13 protein-coding genes are annotated in these 15,423 nt (G+C 67.2%); 5 read left to right on the forward strand and 8 right to left on the reverse strand.

The annotated features are described in order from the left end of the window. Positions 1 to 35: 35 nt before the first annotated feature. The 3 genes from TBU01S_RS15935 to TBU01S_RS15945 all read right to left on the reverse strand — a co-directional run bounded on the left by TBU01S_RS15935 (position 36) and on the right by TBU01S_RS15945 (position 5,134). Positions 36 to 2,039: a methyl-accepting chemotaxis protein gene (locus TBU01S_RS15935; RefSeq protein WP_068637968.1), complete on the reverse strand. Its 2,004-nt coding sequence runs from the start codon at positions 2,037 to 2,039 to the stop codon at positions 36 to 38. Positions 2,040 to 2,183: 144 nt separating this feature from the next. Next, positions 2,184 to 3,596, reverse strand: a complete 1,413-nt coding sequence (locus TBU01S_RS15940; protein ID WP_068637898.1) for a YdgA family protein — start codon at positions 3,594 to 3,596, stop codon at positions 2,184 to 2,186. Between the two features lie 158 nt (positions 3,597 to 3,754). Then, a complete protein-coding gene (locus TBU01S_RS15945; protein WP_083953665.1) occupies positions 3,755 to 5,134 on the reverse strand; it encodes an MFS transporter in 1,380 nt (459 codons plus the stop codon). A gap of 505 nt (positions 5,135 to 5,639) precedes the next feature. Here TBU01S_RS15945 and TBU01S_RS15955 point away from each other — a divergent pair. From TBU01S_RS15955 to TBU01S_RS15970, 4 genes are all read left to right on the forward strand, one after another. Continuing rightward, on the forward strand, positions 5,640 to 6,119 hold the full coding sequence (locus tag TBU01S_RS15955; protein ID WP_157659168.1) for a PACE efflux transporter: 480 nt from the start codon (positions 5,640 to 5,642) through the stop codon (positions 6,117 to 6,119). A 1-nt stretch (position 6,120) separates the two neighbouring features. Next, positions 6,121 to 7,164 (forward strand): UDP-N-acetylmuramate dehydrogenase, encoded by a 1,044-nt coding sequence (gene murB, locus TBU01S_RS15960; RefSeq protein WP_068637900.1) that lies wholly within the window; start codon positions 6,121 to 6,123, stop codon positions 7,162 to 7,164. A 56-nt stretch (positions 7,165 to 7,220) separates the two neighbouring features. Further along, complete coding sequence (locus TBU01S_RS15965; RefSeq protein WP_068637902.1) at positions 7,221 to 7,682, forward strand: methyltransferase family protein; 462 nt, start codon at positions 7,221 to 7,223, stop codon at positions 7,680 to 7,682. A 189-nt stretch (positions 7,683 to 7,871) separates the two neighbouring features. Beyond that, entirely contained in the window at positions 7,872 to 8,243 is a 372-nt protein-coding gene (locus TBU01S_RS15970; RefSeq protein WP_068637904.1) for a RidA family protein, read from the forward strand. 81 nt (positions 8,244 to 8,324) lie between these two features. Here TBU01S_RS15970 and TBU01S_RS15975 read toward each other — a convergent pair whose 3' ends face one another. The 4 genes from TBU01S_RS15975 to TBU01S_RS15990 all read right to left on the reverse strand — a co-directional run bounded on the left by TBU01S_RS15975 (position 8,325) and on the right by TBU01S_RS15990 (position 12,788). Next, entirely contained in the window at positions 8,325 to 10,040 is a 1,716-nt protein-coding gene (locus TBU01S_RS15975) for an acyl-CoA dehydrogenase family protein (protein WP_068637906.1), read from the reverse strand. Beyond that, positions 10,037 to 10,717: a TetR/AcrR family transcriptional regulator gene (locus TBU01S_RS15980; protein ID WP_068637908.1), complete on the reverse strand. Its 681-nt coding sequence runs from the start codon at positions 10,715 to 10,717 to the stop codon at positions 10,037 to 10,039. The genes TBU01S_RS15975 and TBU01S_RS15980 overlap by 4 nt, the downstream gene beginning before the upstream one ends. 134 nt (positions 10,718 to 10,851) lie before the next feature. Continuing rightward, a complete protein-coding gene (locus TBU01S_RS15985; RefSeq protein WP_068637910.1) occupies positions 10,852 to 11,103 on the reverse strand; it encodes a type II toxin-antitoxin system ParD family antitoxin in 252 nt (83 codons plus the stop codon). An 89-nt stretch (positions 11,104 to 11,192) separates the two neighbouring features. Continuing rightward, positions 11,193 to 12,788 (reverse strand): 4-hydroxyphenylacetate 3-hydroxylase family protein, encoded by a 1,596-nt coding sequence (locus TBU01S_RS15990; protein WP_068637912.1) that lies wholly within the window; start codon positions 12,786 to 12,788, stop codon positions 11,193 to 11,195. Between the two features lie 73 nt (positions 12,789 to 12,861). Between TBU01S_RS15990 and TBU01S_RS15995 the strand changes: the two genes are divergently transcribed. Further along, the gene (locus TBU01S_RS15995) at positions 12,862 to 13,581 is read left to right on the forward strand and encodes a TetR/AcrR family transcriptional regulator (protein ID WP_083953663.1); all 720 of its coding nucleotides are present in this window, start codon (positions 12,862 to 12,864) and stop codon (positions 13,579 to 13,581) included. An 83-nt stretch (positions 13,582 to 13,664) separates the two neighbouring features. Here TBU01S_RS15995 and TBU01S_RS16000 read toward each other — a convergent pair whose 3' ends face one another. Further along, positions 13,665 to 15,410, reverse strand: a complete 1,746-nt coding sequence (locus TBU01S_RS16000) for an ABC1 kinase family protein (protein WP_068637916.1) — start codon at positions 15,408 to 15,410, stop codon at positions 13,665 to 13,667. Positions 15,411 to 15,423: the final 13 nt, after the last annotated feature.

The raw sequence follows: 15,423 nt of genomic DNA on the forward strand, positions 1-15,423 counted from the left end.
CCGGCAGGCTCCGCAGATGCGGAGCCGGATTTTTCCTAGAGCTTGAAGCGGCCGACCAGTGCGCCGAGATGTTCGGAGGCGCTGCCGATCTGTGCGAGCGTCTGCGAAGTCTGCTGGATTGCGTCGTCGGTGCTCTGCACCACGCCGGATGCCTGCTCCGCGGACTGGGCGAGCGCGGTGGTGGCGGCGGACTGCTCCTGCGTTGCTTCCGCGATTTCGCGCACGCGCCCGGCGGCGCGCTGCATGCTGGCCTCGATGGCGGCGATTTCGTCGGCCACGTGTGAGGCGCGTTCGACGCCGGTTTCCACCGCTTCGCGCGTGGCATGCATGCTGCTGACCGCCTGTCCGGTTTCACCGCGCATGGCTTCGATCATGTCGCGGATTTCGGTGGTGGCGCTGCTGGTGCGTTCGGCGAGCTTGCGCACTTCGTCGGCGACGACGGCGAAGCCGCGGCCCTGTTCGCCCGCGCGTGCGGCCTCGATCGCCGCGTTCAGCGCCAGCAGGTTGGTCTGGTCGGCGATGTCGCGGATCACCTGCACGATGCCGTTGATCTGGGTCGAGCGTTCGGCCAGGCCGTTCAGCGACGTGGCCAGCGCTTCCATGTTGCCGGCGATGTCGCGCATGTGGGTCTGCATGTCGCGCACCGCTTCGCCGCTGCGCTGCGAGGCGGCGCAGGTTTCCAGCATGACGCCGTTGGCTTCGTTGGCATTGCCGGCGATATGGCCGATGGAGACGGTGATCTCCTCGATGGTGGCGGCGTTGTCGCCGGTGGTGGCCGCCAGCGTGTGCGAGCTGCCGGCGATGCGCTCGGTCGCGTTCGAGACTTCGCGGATGCCGTCCACCAGCGTGTGGCTCTGGTCGCGCACTTCGATGAACATGCGCTGCAGGCTGGCAAGGAAGGTGTTCACCGAGCTGGCGACACGGCCGAGTTCGTCGCGGCTGCGGGTTTCCGGCAGCCGGCGCGTCAGATCGCCTTCACCGCCGGCCAGTGCCTGCATCGCGCCGGCCAGCGTCGCCAGCGGCCGGGTGAGGACGGCCAGCAGCAGGGACAGCACCGCGGCGGTCAGCAGCACGCTGACGGCGCCCATGACGATGGCGGTGGTGCGCAGCGTATCGGCCGAGGCGGTGATGATGCCTTCCGGCACCGATACCACGCTGCTCCACCAGGCATCGCTGTCGCTGAGCGATACGCGCTGCAGGAAGTGGAGCACGCCGGCGCCGTCCTTCCAGTGCATCGCACGGCCTTCGCGCAGGGCGGCCAGCGCTTCGGCCGGCAGCTCGGATGCCGGCTTGCCGATGCGTGTCGCGTCCTGGTGCGCAACCACCAGGCCCTTGGGGGTGTACAGCGCGACGCTGCCGACGCCGAAGGGCTTGATCCGGCCCAGCCGTTCGGCCAGTTCGTCCAGCGCCACGTCGACGCCGGCGATGCCGGCGAAGCGGCCGTCGATCTGCAGCGGCTTCACCAGCGAGGTGATCAGCAGGTTGCGCCCGCCGGCGACGTATTCGTAGGGTTCGGCGAGGTAGGCACGGCCGCTCTGCTTCGGCTGCTGGTAGTAGTCGCCGGCGCCGGGCTGGTCGTAGTCGACCAGCGGCTCCAGCACGACGGTATTGCCGCTGCGGCTCCAGTACGGCACGAAGCGGCCGCTGGCGTCATGGCCCGCATGGCCGGCGAAATCGGCGTCGCGGCCGTCGAAGGCATCCGCTTCCCAGCCGGTATAGACGCCCAGCAGGCCGGGGCGCCCTTCCAGCACGCGCTGCAGCACCTTGTTCACCGTGCTCCGGTCCGGCACGCTGCCGGTGCGCAGGCCGTCCAGCGACAGGGCCAGCGTGGATGAAACCGCCATGGCTTCGTCGAGGTGGGCGCCGACGCCGTGCGCGACCGATGCGGCTTCGCCCTCGGCGCGCGCCATGCCCTGTTCGAGTACCGCCTGGTGGCTGCGCCAGGCCAGCACGCCCAGGGTGATGGCGAAGCACAGCAATACGGTGATGACCGTGGCGGACAAAAGCTTCGCGCGGAAGCTCAGAGCGTTCAGGCGCATGATCGACCTCGTGCGTTGGGAATCCAGGTTGACGGCGATCATGCGGCATTCTTTAAGGTCAAGTGCGGACGCATTCCGCACCTGTCCTGCATCCGATCTGCCCGCGGAACGGGCGCGGGCGGATCGGGCTGCGCTGCGACGGCCTCAGTGTCCGCCCAGCGCCAGCGGGTTGAACGGCTTGCCATTCACCGTCAACTGACCCTGGCGGAAGGCTGCCTGAGTCTTGACGATGCCGTCGTTGCGCTGCAGGTAGCCTTGCGCTTCCAGCGCTCCGAGCTGGGCGTCGAGCTGCGCCGCCGCGAACGCCGCTTCGTCCTCGTTTTCGGCCTGGCCGCTGCCGAAGGCCTGCAGCAGGGCCTGCGGCACCGACAGATCGGCCGCCGCCTGCAGCTTGGCGATCAGCATCATCGGATTGGCCAGTTCTTCGGGCTGCAGGCCGTCGAGGCTGAGCTGCGCCGACAGGTCGGTCTTGCCGTGCGGGCTGGTGAAGCTGATGCGGTCGATGCTGAACGCCGGGTTGTGGCCCAGCAAGGCCATCGCCGGCTCGGCCAGCGGCGCGAACACTGCCGTGGGGTCTTCGGCCTGGGCGGCAAGCGCCGCGGGGTCGGAGCTGATCTCGATCAGCTTGCGCCACAGCGTGACGAGAGTGCGTCCGTGCAGGTGCGTGAGCGAGAAGTCGTAGTGGGCGGGGCCATAGTCGGCATCGCCGATGCGCAGCACGTCGGTACCGATCAGCGCCTTGATGTCGACGTAGTCGCCCTTGGCCGGAGCGTCGATGTCGTAGCTCATGCGTTCGAGCTGGAAGGCCATGCCGTCGAGCTCGCTGTCTTCCTTGCCGCTCACGTCCATCGACGCCACCGTCGCGCGCTGCCTGCCGACATGCAGCCAGGGCTCGTCGTCGAACAGGCGGCGCTGGTCGCCGTCGAAGACCAGCCCGGACAGCGTGATGCGCATGTTGGGGTCTTCCATCGACATGCTTTCCGCGCTGCCCTTGGTGGTGTAGCTGCGCAGGCCGGCGCTGAAGGCGACGTCCGCCTTCAGCCCGCCCAGGCCGATGCGCAGTTCGTTGCCGCTGCCGTCGGGCATGCCGAATTCCAGTGCGGGGCTGTCGACCGCCGAGTGGCCGCTGCCGTCGAACTGGAACACCGTGCGGGCCGTCAGCGGCGCCTTGCCGGCCAGCGTCGCTGCCAGCCTTTCGCCCTGTTCGCCGTCGATCACGAGTTCGGTGTCCATCGTTGCCGCGGCCAGCGTCGACAGGCCCGGCAGCGGGCCGTGCTTGATCTGGTTGACGGCATGCATGCGGAACGGCTCGCCCGCCTGCAGCGTGCCGTCTTCGGCGACGGCCGGCATCGCCATCTCGAAGCTGACTTTTTCGGTGCTGGCGAACACGCCGCGCTCGTAGCTGCGTTCGGTGATCTTCAGCGTGGGGTGCGACTGCATCTCGGCGTACTGTTCATCCAGGATGGTCTGGATCTTCTGGCCGGCAAACCAGGCGGCGGCGGGGTAGCTCAGGGCGATCACGGCAAGCGCGGCCGCGATCTTGGTGGGGCGGTTCATCCGGGGGGGTCCTTTTTCCGGTCAAGAGGTCGTGGCGGGCCGCAGGTGGGCGCCGCCGTATGTACAGGCCATCGTGTCCATGTCATTGATGCATCGCAAAACGGCGCACAGTATATGTGAGTGGGGTGATGGCCGGGAGTAGCCGTCCGGCCGGTTGCTCAGAAATTCGGCGAAGGGGCAGTCCTGGGCGCGTCGGCCGTTTCGACGAAGGGCTCGGCAGCGGCGTCCGTGGTGCCGTCCGCGGACGCGTCGAGGGGGGCGCTGGCGGATTGATCATCAGTGTCGGGTTGCGCCTTCGTGCTTGCTTCCGCATCCGGCGACACCATGTCCAGCGCCGTGGGCGAGGTGCGCAGCATGGGCGAGAAGTGCGCGGCCTCGTCGACGATCTCGTCGCTTCCGCGCCGGGCCTGCAGCAGCGCGAAGACCGCCAGCGGCGCGAAGGCGATGGCGAAGTGCAGCGGCAGGCCGGCAGGGCCGGCGAAGCCGAGCAGCGCACCGGCGATCATCGGGCCGATGGCGGCGCCGACGCCGTGCAGGAACAGGACGCCGGTGTTGCCGGCGAGGATGTCCTGCTGGTGCACATGGTCGATCAGGTGGGCGACGGTGACCGGGTAGATGGTGAAGGCGGCGGCGCCGAAGATGAAGAAGCCCGCCAGCGCGACGGCTTCGATGCTGCCGGTGACGCCGCCCAGCGCGGCCATGACGGCGCCGGTGACGGCCGCCGCGGCGGCGACCAGGCCGAGTGCGCGGCGGCGGTCGCCGCTGTCCGACAGGCGGCCGATCGGCCATTGCAGCAGCGCGCCGCCCAGGATGGCGCTGCTCATCAGCATGGCGATGCCGGCCGGGTCGAGGCCGATGCGCTGGCCGTAGATCGGCCCCAGGCTCCAGAACGCACCCATGCCGATGCCGGACGACAGCGCGCCGACGAAGGCCGCCGGCGCGGCGCGCCACACCATGCGCAAGTCGAGCCTGGGCGTGTGCCCGAGCTGCGGCTGGGGCAGGCGGGTCATGGTCACCGGCAGCAGCGACAGACAGGCGAAGATGGCGGCGACCGCGAACAGGGTGAAGTTCCCCGGCCCGTCGAGCCGCAGCAGTTGCTGGGCGCCGGCCAGCGCCAGCAGGTTGACCACCATGTACACCGCGAACACCTGGCCGCGCCGGTCGGCGGTCGTCTGCTCGTTGAGCCAGCTTTCGATCACGGTGTAGAAGCCGACCAGCGCCACGCCGGTGATCACGCGCAGCACCATCCAGAATGCCGCGTGCACGACGAGCACGTGCAGCAGCATGCAGGCGGCCACCGCTGCGCCGAAGAAGGCGAAGGCGCGGATGTGGCCCATGCGCCGGATCAGGCGCGGCGCGACGAAGGCGCCGAGGAAGAAGCCGAGGAAATACGTTGAGCCGATCAGCCCCAGCGTGGTGTCGGAAAAACCTTCCAGGCCGCCGCGCAGGGCGACGATGGTATTGAGCAGGCCGGAGCCGAGCAGCAGCAGGGCGATGCCGGCGAGCAGGGAGCCGATCGGCAGCAGGGTGGGGAGCATGGGCGGAATCTCGAAGACCGGCGATGCCGGCACAAGCACGTCTTGACGACTATTCGGGCAAATAGTTTAGCCGGCGTGCGTTGCGGAACGGGAGCCGCCCATGTGGCACTTTGTTACTCGAAGGATGGCAGGCTCGGCTGCTCGACCGGCTTGCCGGCGGCTGCCCACGCATCGAAGCCGCCGACGATGGCACGCACCCGTGTGTAGCCCATGTCCTGCATCGCGCAGGCGGTCAGCGCGGCACGGGATGAGAATCAGTGATGGCTTATATTTTGGCAGCGTGATGCCGCACCCGCCGCCGCGTGCCACGCTTGCCAGAAGTGAGGGGGATTTGCTAAAAGGTTCGCTGGTCCACGCCAGTGGGCCTCGTGTTCCGACGCGGGGACGGCCCCGCCCGCCATGCGCAATGACGCAGCGACCGTCGGTTACCCACGGGACGACCCGTGCTGACGGCAACCCCCTGGGTTCAACCCTCGGGGTCGCACCTTCATTGCAGGATTTCACCGTGTCTTCAAAACCCAAACTTCGCTCGCTGGGCGACCGACTGCGCCAGATCACGATGTTCGAGGTCGGCGGGCTGCTGATCGTCACGCCGCCTTTCGCCTGGGGCAGCGGCGTCCCCATCACCGAATCGCTCGGTCTGCTGGCGCTGCTGGCGCTGATCGCGGCGATCTGGAACGGCTGTTACAACACCAGCTTCGACTGGATCGAAGGCCGGCTTACCGGCCGCCGCGCCGACCGCCGGCCCTTCCGCCTGCGCTGCATCCACGCGGTCGGCTTCGAGTTGGGCCTGTTCTGCATGACGCTGCCGATCATCGTCTGGTGGACCGGCATGGGCTGGATCGAGGCGGCGATCGCCGATATTTTCCTCGCCATCACCTATACCGTGTACGCGTTGCTGTTCAACATGGGCTACGACCGCCTGTTCCCCATCCCCGACACGCCTGCCGCCCCCGAGCGCGACACGGCGAGGCTGGAGCGCTGACATGCCCGCCGCATCGCCGCGCATCGAGACGCAGGCCGACCTGTCCGCGCTCAACACTTTCGGCCTGCGCGCGCGCGCGGCACGGCTGCTGCGGCTGCGCTCGGCGGATGAGATCGGCGCCCTCATCGCCGCGCCCGATCGGGCGCCGGAACCGCGGCTGGTGCTCGGCGGCGGCAGCAACCTGGTGCTGCGGGGCGACTTTGCCGGCACCGTGCTGAAGGTGGAGATCGCCGGCCGCCGCCTGGTGCGCGAGGATGCCGAGGCCTGGATCGTTGAGGCCGGCGCGGGCGAGCCGTGGCACGGTTTCGTGCGCTGGACCTTGGAGCAGGGCTGGCCCGGACTGGAAAACCTGTCGCTGATCCCCGGCACTGCGGGTGCGGCGCCGATCCAGAACGTCGGCGCCTACGGCATCGAGACCGCCGACCGCTTCGACTCGCTCGACGCGGTGGACCTCGAAACCGGCGAATGCCAGGTCTTCAGCCTGGCGGACTGTGCCTTCGGCTACCGCGACAGCGTGTTCAAGCGCAACCCGGGGCGCTGGCTGGTGACGGCGGTGCGCTTCCGCCTGCCGAAACCCTGGCAGGCGGTGACGCGCTATGCCGACGTCGAACGCGAGCTGGCCGCCGCAGGCATCGCCACGCCGACGCCGCTCGACATCTCCGACGCCGTCGTCGCCATCCGCCGCCGCAAGCTGCCCGACCCCGCCGAGATCGGCAATGCCGGCAGCTTCTTCAAGAACCCCGTGGTCGACGCCGCCCACTGCGCCCGCCTGCTGGCAGCGTACCCGACGATGCCGCATTACCCGCAGCCCGACGGCCGCGAGAAGCTCGCCGCCGGCTGGCTGATCGAACAGGCCGGCTGGAAAGGTCGCGACCTCGGCCCGGTGGGCTGCTTCGAGCGCCAGGCGCTGGTGCTGGTCAATCGGGGTGGGGCGACGGGGGCGGATGTGGAGCGGATCGCGCGGGCGATCGTGGCCGATGTGGAGGGGCGCTTCGGCGTGGTGTTGGAGGCGGAGCCGGTGTTTGTGGGTGGGGACAGTCGGTAGTAAGCTGCCTCGGGCCGCCGCTGTCGTGCGGCACGACTTGAAGCCTCGTTCAAACAATGCAGTGGCTCGAGACAAAAATTCCACCGCCGATCGTCATGGTGCTGCTTGGTGCTGCCGCATATGGCGTCGCACCTTTGCTGCCCGTGCTCTCCTTTGAATTTGCGCTGCGCACCACTCTCGCGATTGCGCTGGCCCTTGCAGGCCTGGCGTTGAATATCCTTCCTGCACTCGCCTTTCTGCGCGCGGGTACGACCTTCAATCCGCTCCGGCCCGCTTCGGCCACGCGTCTGGTGACATCCGGTATTTATCGCCATACCCGGAACCCGATGTACCTCGGTGACTCCGTAATCCTGCTGGGATGGACGCTATGCCTCGGCAATGCCGCGGCTTTGGTGGCTGTTCCGGCTTTCGTGCGCTACATCACGCGATTCCAGATCCGGCCGGAGGAGCGGCATCTATCCGCTCGCTTCCCGGAAGCGTACGCCAGCTTCTGCAAGCGAACCCGGCGTTGGCTGTGAACCCTGGCAATCGAAGCATGGCAGGCAAGTAGATCACCAGCGGCATCGCCGGGCTGTGCGCCATGTTCTTGCTTGATGATCGCGGCCTTGGTGTTGCTGTGCCTGTTCCCCTGCATCGCTACCTGCTTGCCCGGCAGGATGTAAGTGTAAGCTTGTTCGCCATTGAACCCCGGAAAGGAAAAAACCGCCATGTCCACACCCGAATCCGCCCTGCAACGCCGCCACGTCGGCACGCGCCTGTCCGAAAGTGCCGTGTTCAACGGCGTGGTCTATCTGGCCGGGCAAGTGCCCGAGAACAGCCCCGGTGCCGACATCGCCACGCAGACCCGCGAGGTGCTGGGCCACGTCGAGCGCTTGCTGGAGGAAGCCGGTTCCAGCAAGCGAAGCATCCTGCAATGCCAGATCTTCCTGGCCGACATCAGCGAGATCGGCGCGATGAACACCGTCTGGGACGAGTGGGTCGTGCCCGGCCACACGCCGCCGCGCGTGACGGTGCAGGCGCAATTGGCCAACCCGGCCTACCGGATCGAGATCGTGGTGGTCGGCGCGGTCGAGTGCTGACGCCCCCGGTCGCCCACGCGATTCTGGTGCTCGCGCAGGTGGTCGGCAGCATCAATTCATGAAAAACGCGACCAGCAACGTTCAGCGCTTGACCTGTGCCCGTTCGACGATGATGTCCGCCTGCGCCTGAGTCACGCCCGGGCCCAGCGAGCCGAACATGGCGCCCCAGCTGTTCATGCTTCCGCCCAGCCGGGTCTTCATGAACACGTCGATCACCTCCGGCGTCGAATGGCGCAGCAGTTCGGCGCCCTGCAGCGAGCGGGCGATCGCTTCGGATGCGGGGCGGGCGAGGAATTCGTCCTGCAGCATGGCGTCCAGCAGCGGCCCCATCGCGGCGACGTAGGCGTCGAAGCGCGTGTCCTGGCCGCGCACGTCGGCCAGTTCGGCGAACAGGGCGTCGCGGCAGCTGGCGTCCTTCAGCATCGCGCGGCGGACGTCCATGCACATCATGTTCGCCGTGCCTTCCCAAACGCTGTTGAGCGGCGCTTCGCGGTACAGGCGGGCCATCGGGCCGTCCTCGACGAAGCCGTTGCCGCCGTGGCATTGCAGGGCTTCGTTGGCGACGGCGACGACGCGGGAGCAGTTGAAGTACTTGGCCATCGGCGTCGTCACGCGAGCGAAGGCCTTTTCCTGCGGATCGGTGTCGATATGGTCCGTCGCCCTGGCGATGCGCAAGGCCATCAGCGTCGCGGCCTCGACTTCCACCGCCATGTCGGCCAGCACGTTGGCCATCATCGGGCGCCGGGCCAGGCTGGAGCCGAAGCCGTTGCGGGTGGTGGCGTGGTTCAGCGCCAGCGTCAGCGCCTGGCGCATCAGGCCGGCGGAGCCGACGGCGAAGTCCAGCCGGGTCAGGTGGGAGTGGGAGAGGATTTCCCTGAGGCCGGCGCCTTCCTCGCCGACGCGGATCGCCAGGGTGCCGCTGTATTCCACTTCGCTGCTGGCATTGGAGCGGTTGCCGGCCTTGTCCTTGAGCCGCTGGATGAAGAAGCGGTTATGGCTGCCGTCGGGCAGCGTGCGTGGCAGGAAGAAGCAGGTGACGCCGCCATCGACCTTGGCCAGGGTGAAGAAGCCGTCGGACTGCGGCACCGAGCAGAACCACTTGTGGCCGGTCAGCTCGTACCAGTGGGCCGTGGCACCGTGATAATCGGCCGTGTGCGAGAACACCGCGGTGGTCTGCGTTTCGCGCAGGTCGGAGCCGCCCTGTTTCTCGGTCATCGCGTAGCCGATCACCACCGAGGGCTTGTCGGCCACTTCGCGGCGGCTGTTTTCATAGACCGTGCCGAGGCTCTTCTCTGCCCAGATCTTCAGCGCCGGCTCGTGGCGGAAGCCGGCGTAGGACGCATAGGCCATCCCGGTCGGGCAGCCGGTGCCTTGCTCGATCTGGTTCCACAGATAGGAGAGCACGGCGCGGGCGAAATGCGGCTGCTTCTCCTTGCTGGTCCACGACAGCGTCGGCACTTCGTGCTTCCAGGCCAGCGACATCAACTCGTGCCAGGCGGGATGCAGTTCGACCCAGTCGATGCGGTTGCCGAAGCGGTCGTGGGTCTTCAGTTCGGGAGCGTTGCGGTTGGCCTGGCGGGCGAGCTCCTGCACTGCGTCGTCGCCGGCCAGCTTGCCGATGGCCGAGCAGCGCGACGCGGCCCATGGCGCCTCGCGTTCGATGGCGGCCTTCAGCACCACGTCGTCGTCGAAGGCGTTGAAGCCGGTCGGCATCGCGGCCTGGTTTCTGACGACATGGGTGGAATGGCGGTCGGATGCCGGCTTGAGCGCATTGCTCGAGGGAATCGGGGCGTTCATTTCTGTCTCCTTCGGGTGGCGTCGAATGAAGCAAGCTTGCCGTTCTGTGTGGCGACTGCCGCGCAGCAGACATCGGCAATCTGGCTTGCCAGGGCGTGAACCGCGTCGGGCGTCCGTTTGCCCGAGCGGTCGAAATCGGCGTTGAGGGGCGAAAGCGGACCGATCAGGCTTTCCATGAAGCCGCCCACGATCACCGTGGCGGCAATGCTCGGGTCGAGATCTGCACGGAAGTCGCCCTGCGCCTGGCCATCCTTGACGATGCGCATGATCTGCTTGCTGATGGCATGGCGATACACCAGCCGGGCTTCATCGAGTTCCCGTTCGCAGGGCTCGGCGATCAGGGCATAGGCCAGCCGCCGGTTGCGCATCGCACGCTCGACGAAAGTCGAGACCGCGACGTGGAGGGTCTGCCAGGGCGCGTCGTCGCTCTCCGCGATGGCCTTCAGCACGTCGACTTCGCGCTGGGACACGACGGACAGCACTTCGACGAACAGATCCACCTTGGACGGGAAGTAGCGATACACCGAACCGGTCGCCACGCCGGCGGCGGAGGCGACGTGGCCGATCTGCGCCTCGGCCCAGCCGCCCTCGGAAACCAGCCTGCGCGCGGCGTCCAGGATGCGCTGCCGGTTGTCGGCAAGGCGTGCTTCGATGCGTTCTGTCTTGCGATAGGCCATGATGAAGTGAACAGAGATTCATTTTGTGAACGCTAATTCACTTCATCGTGGAATGCAAGCATGTCGATCGGGATGGCGATGACGCTGCAAGTTGATCGTGCAGTATGCGGCCAGACGTCGATGTGGCCTGGCCTTCAATTCCCGGAGCCAGATTCTGCCGCTTTGGCCACCCGTTCGCGCAGGCTTTGGAAGTAAGCGGCATCGGCTGGCGAGGTGGGCGCAGAAGCAGCGCCTGCCAGCAGCAGGCCGCGCACATGCTGGCGATCCCGATCCTTGCGGATCAATTCGCGCACGTACTCGCTGCTGGTGCCGTAGCCGCGTTCGTTGACCTGCTCATCCACGAAGGCCTTCAGGCTGTCGGGCAATGAGATGTTCATCGTGCTCATGGCCTGAGCTTAGGCGGCATGGCAAGAATTGGTAATGCCGGTTCCAGCAAGGCCGCTCCCGGGCCGCAGCCTGAAGGTGGCGCCCGCTTTCAGCCGCTTCTGCCGACCTTCGGCAGCGGCACCATCACCGGCTGGCCGGGCTGGCTGCAGCCGGCGTCGCAGCAGCGCCCGGGCTGCTTGTTCCTGCTGATCGAGCGGCCGTCCTCGGCCAGCACGCCGCGTTCCAGCAGGCGCTCGACCAGCTCGACCTTGTTGCCCACCGGGTAGTTGCGCCAGATTTCCTGCTTCAGTGCGGTCGGCGAGCCGCCGCCGTGCAGGCTGATCAGCGAGTACCAGCCGCCCTGGTAGGAAGCGGTCAGGTCTTCGATGAAGCGGGACACTTCGATCCGCTTGTCGTAGGGGATGGCCGGGTTGGCGCGCAGCACTTCGGCCAGCGTCGCCGCCGTGGCCGGGTTGTGGTCCTCGTCCGGTCCCGGCAGGGCGACGATCAGGCCGCCGGAGACTTCGTGGGCGAGCCGGTGCATGTCGTAGATCTGGGTGGAGAGCAGCAGCTTGCCGATGTTCGAATACACCGGCTCGGGCATGAAGCTCTTCGAGTACGGGTCCTGCACCGAATAGACGCTCGCGGCGACGCCGCAGGCGTAGAAGCCTTCGGTGATCTTGATCAGCTCGACCATCGGGTCGCGCAGATTGGCCTTCTTGTCCGGATCGAGGCCGTTGGCTTCGCACATCAGGGCGCCGGCGCCGATCAGCAGGTCGCCGAAGCCCGCCCGCGCGCCGATGCAGCTGTGGCGGTGATGGGTGGCGTAGTTGTAGGTGATGTCGCCGGAAAACTCCCATTCGCCGGCCAGGAACACGCGCTCCCAGGGCACGAAGACCTTGTCGAAGATGACCACGCCGGTCGATTGGCCGTACTTGCGCGAGAACAGCGGCGCGCCGTGCTCGGGCTTCTCGCCGGGGCGGCCGGCCGGCCGGGCGACGATGGTGATGCCCGGCGCGTCGACCGGCACCGCACAGCAGAGGGCGAAGTCCTTGTCGTCTTCGCGCATGTTGCGCGAGGGCATGACGAGGAATTCGTGCACGTAGGGCGCGCCGGTGACGATGGCCTTGGTGCCGGAAATGATGATGCCTTTGGCATTGCGTTCGACGACATGGACATAGACGTCCTGGTTCAGCTGCTGGTTGGGGCGCTTGCTGCGGTCGCCCTTGGCGTCCGTCATCGCGATGCCCAGCGTCAGGTCTTCGTCCTGCACCTTCTGCAGCCAGGCGGCGAACTTCGCGCGGTATTCGGTCGAACCCCTGGCATCGTCCAGCTTGGCCATCGCCTGGCCGATGCCGTTGAGCGCGTCGTGCGCCAGATAGCGCTGCGCACAGCCCGTCTCCTGGCAGAGCACGCGGACCGCTTCGAGCTTGTTGAGCAGGTCGCCGGCCGATTCGTTGACGTGCAGCATGCGGTTGACCGTCCTGCCCGAGGCCGTCTGCTTCGCGAGCATCAGCGGTGCCAGCGCGGGGTCGTGGGCGAAGTCGTAGGTGACGGCAAGGGCATTGATGCCGGGCTGCAGCGAAGGAGCATCGACGACCGATTCGATCCGTTGGCCATCGACATAGACGACGGGCTCGTACTTCCGCAGGGATTCCCGGAATTGCCGGCCGTCCATCAGGCCGCTGGTGTTGGTGGCAGACATGGTGGCTCCTTTTTGAGTGGCGTTGACTGTATTGAACAGTGTTCAATATGTCGCGCAGTGTAGAATTCTGCTCATGTCCAAGTCAACGACCGCCCGCCAGAGTCCGCCTCGATCACGCGCCCGTGCGGCCGCTGCCGGAATGGCAGCCGAGTCGCGGACGGAATCGAGGGCAATCAGGGAAAACACGCTCAACCAGGCGCGCCGTGCGCTGATCCTGGATGCGGCGCGCTCGGCCTTCTTCGAGCTGGGACTGGACGGGGCGAGCCTGCGGGAGATCGCCAAGCGGGCGGGCTACACCCCCGGTGCCATCTACAGCTACTTCGCCAACCTGGAAGAGATCTACGGCGCGCTGCTCGGCGAGTCGCTGCAGCGCTTGAACGGCGTCGTCGATGCGGCAGGGGCGGACGCGGCCGGGCCGGTCGAGCTGCTGCGGGCCAAGGCCACCGCCTTCTACGTGTTCTACCGCGACAACCCGAAGGAGCTGGACCTGGGCTTCTACCTGTTCGACGGCGTCAAGCCGCGGGGCCTGACGCCGGAGCTGAACCAGCAACTGAACGAACGGCTGATGGCCGCGCTGCGACCGGTCGAGCAGCAATTGAAGACCTTGGGCCTGGATGCCGACGAAGCGGTGGCCGAGACCACCGCCGCATTCGCCCACATCGTCGGCGTGCTGGTGCTGAACAACACCGGGCGGATCCGGCTGTTCAGGCAGAACCCGGACGCGCTGTTCGAGCGCTACATGGATTCGCTGGTTCGCCGGCTGTCGGCGAGCTTGAGGTGTGTGCGGGGCTGACGTCGCTCATGTGGGGCATCAGCCCGGCGATCGCATGCACCCGGTTCGACCGCGGTGCAGGTATTCACCTGCCCCGTCAGTATTCATCGTCCTTTTCCGCTGCGCAGAATGGAGAGCAGCAGCCATACGCCGCCGACCATCGCGCCGAGGAAGCCGATGAGGCCGAAGACCGGCAAGCCCAGGAGCGTCGGTCCTCCCGGCACGGTCATGACGATGGACGAACCGACGATGAGCGCGGCGACGACGACTCCGATCACGAGGCGGTTGGCGGCGCGATCGAGTTGATCGCCGAGCCGTTTCAGATGGGGGACGTCGATGTGCATCTCCAGCCGGCCGCGACGGGCAAGGCGCAGCAGGCGGGAGAGATCCTGGGGCAGGCTCGCCAGCAAGGAGAAAACCTCGCCTGCTGACCGTTGCCCCCGTTTGAGCAGCGCAGCCGGGGAGTAGCGCGCCTGCATGGTACGCTCCAGCAGGGGCAGGGCCTGGTTGGCCATGTCGAAACCGGGGTCGAGTTCGCGGCCCAGGCCTTCGAGGGTGACGAAGGCCTTGACCAGCAAGGCCAGATCGTTGGGCAGCACGAGATGGTGGCGTCGCGGGATCGCCACGAGGTCGCTCAGCAGTTCGCTCAGGCGCAGCTGCTTCAGTGGCACGCCGTGGTAGCGGTCGACGAAGGACTGGATTTCCAGCAACAGCTCCTGTTCATTTGCCGCACCGTCGTTCGCCCATTCGAGCATGACGTCGACGACGCTGCGGGCATCGTTCTTCACCAGCCCCAGCATCAGCCGGATCAACTCGTCGCGGCGTTCTTCCGAGAGTCGTCCGACCATGCCGAAGTCGATGAAGGCGATGCGATTGCCCGGCAGGTAGAACACGTTGCCCGGGTGAGGGTCGGCGTGGAACAGCCCGTCCTCGACGATCATTTTCAGTACCGCATTGGCGCCGCGCCGGGCGAGAAGCTTGCGGTCCAGGCCGGCCTGCTCTACGGCTTGCAGCCTGCGCCCGGAAATACCGCCGATGAATTCCTGTACGCAGACCCGCTCGCCGATCCATTGCCAATAGACGCGGGGAATGACGATGATGGCCGGGTCACCGGCGGGATCCGGCTCCCCGCTGCCGGGAACGGCAGCGGCAGAGTCCTGGTCGGCATAGCCCGCGAAGTTTCTTGCGATGCGATCGGCGTTGCGGCATTCGCCGGCGAAGTCGAGTTCGTTGCGCAGCGACTGGGCGAACTGGCGCACCATCTCGCGCGGATGCAGGACACGCCATTCGGGGCTCTCGGCCTCGGCAAGTTCGGCCAGGCGTGCAAGCCAGCGCAGGTCGGCTTCCAGAATCGGGCGAATGCCCGGCCGCCGCACCTTGACCACGACCTCGCTGCCGTCGTCGAGACGCGCCCGGTGAACCTGTGCAATCGAGCCGGCTGCCAGCGGCTCGGGCTCGAACGCGGCGAAGACTTCCTCGGGTGGCGCACCGAGGTCTTCGCCGAGCTGCTGATGCACGGCAGCCCAGGGCGCGGGCGGTGCGCTGTCCTGCAGTTTCCCGAATTCGGCGATCCACTCGGGTTCGAGCAGATCGACCCGGGTCGCGAGCACCTGGCCGAGCTTGACGAAGGCCGGCCCCATGTCTTCCAGCGCCCGCCGCACCCGTTCGGGCGGCGTCATGTGGGCGAAGTCGGCCGCTTCACGCCAGTGCAGCGCCGTCCCCGCGCGTTCCAGGGCGTTGGCCAGCCCCATCCGCCGCACGACGTCGCCGAATCCGTAACGGACCAGGATCGAGGCGATTTCGTGCAAGCGCCCCAGATCGCGCATCGTGGTCAGAGCCTGCCAGAACATCGCGTTTCCTCAC

It is taken from the genome of Thauera butanivorans NBRC 103042, from assembly GCF_001591165.1.
Taxonomy (GTDB): domain Bacteria; phylum Pseudomonadota; class Gammaproteobacteria; order Burkholderiales; family Rhodocyclaceae; genus Thauera; species Thauera butanivorans.

Bases quoted from the DNA above. Each gene is read 5' to 3' on its own strand.
- TBU01S_RS16000 (WP_068637916.1), bottom strand. From the start codon at position 15,410: ATGTTCTGGCAGGCTCTGACCACGATGCGCGATCTGGGGCGCTTGCAC.
- TBU01S_RS15985 (WP_068637910.1), bottom strand. From the start codon at position 11,103: ATGAGCACGATGAACATCTCATTGCCCGACAGCCTGAAGGCCTTCGTG.
- TBU01S_RS15995 (WP_083953663.1), top strand. From the start codon at position 12,862: ATGTCCAAGTCAACGACCGCCCGCCAGAGTCCGCCTCGATCACGCGCC.
- TBU01S_RS15970 (WP_068637904.1), top strand. From the start codon at position 7,872: ATGTCCACACCCGAATCCGCCCTGCAACGCCGCCACGTCGGCACGCGC.
- TBU01S_RS15940 (WP_068637898.1), bottom strand. From the start codon at position 3,596: ATGAACCGCCCCACCAAGATCGCGGCCGCGCTTGCCGTGATCGCCCTG.
- TBU01S_RS15945 (WP_083953665.1), bottom strand. From the start codon at position 5,134: ATGCTCCCCACCCTGCTGCCGATCGGCTCCCTGCTCGCCGGCATCGCC.
- TBU01S_RS15935 (WP_068637968.1), bottom strand. From the start codon at position 2,039: ATGCGCCTGAACGCTCTGAGCTTCCGCGCGAAGCTTTTGTCCGCCACG.
- murB (WP_068637900.1), top strand. From the start codon at position 6,121: ATGCCCGCCGCATCGCCGCGCATCGAGACGCAGGCCGACCTGTCCGCG.
- TBU01S_RS15980 (WP_068637908.1), bottom strand. From the start codon at position 10,717: ATGGCCTATCGCAAGACAGAACGCATCGAAGCACGCCTTGCCGACAAC.
- TBU01S_RS15990 (WP_068637912.1), bottom strand. From the start codon at position 12,788: ATGTCTGCCACCAACACCAGCGGCCTGATGGACGGCCGGCAATTCCGG.
- TBU01S_RS15975 (WP_068637906.1), bottom strand. From the start codon at position 10,040: ATGAACGCCCCGATTCCCTCGAGCAATGCGCTCAAGCCGGCATCCGAC.
- TBU01S_RS15965 (WP_068637902.1), top strand. From the start codon at position 7,221: ATGCAGTGGCTCGAGACAAAAATTCCACCGCCGATCGTCATGGTGCTG.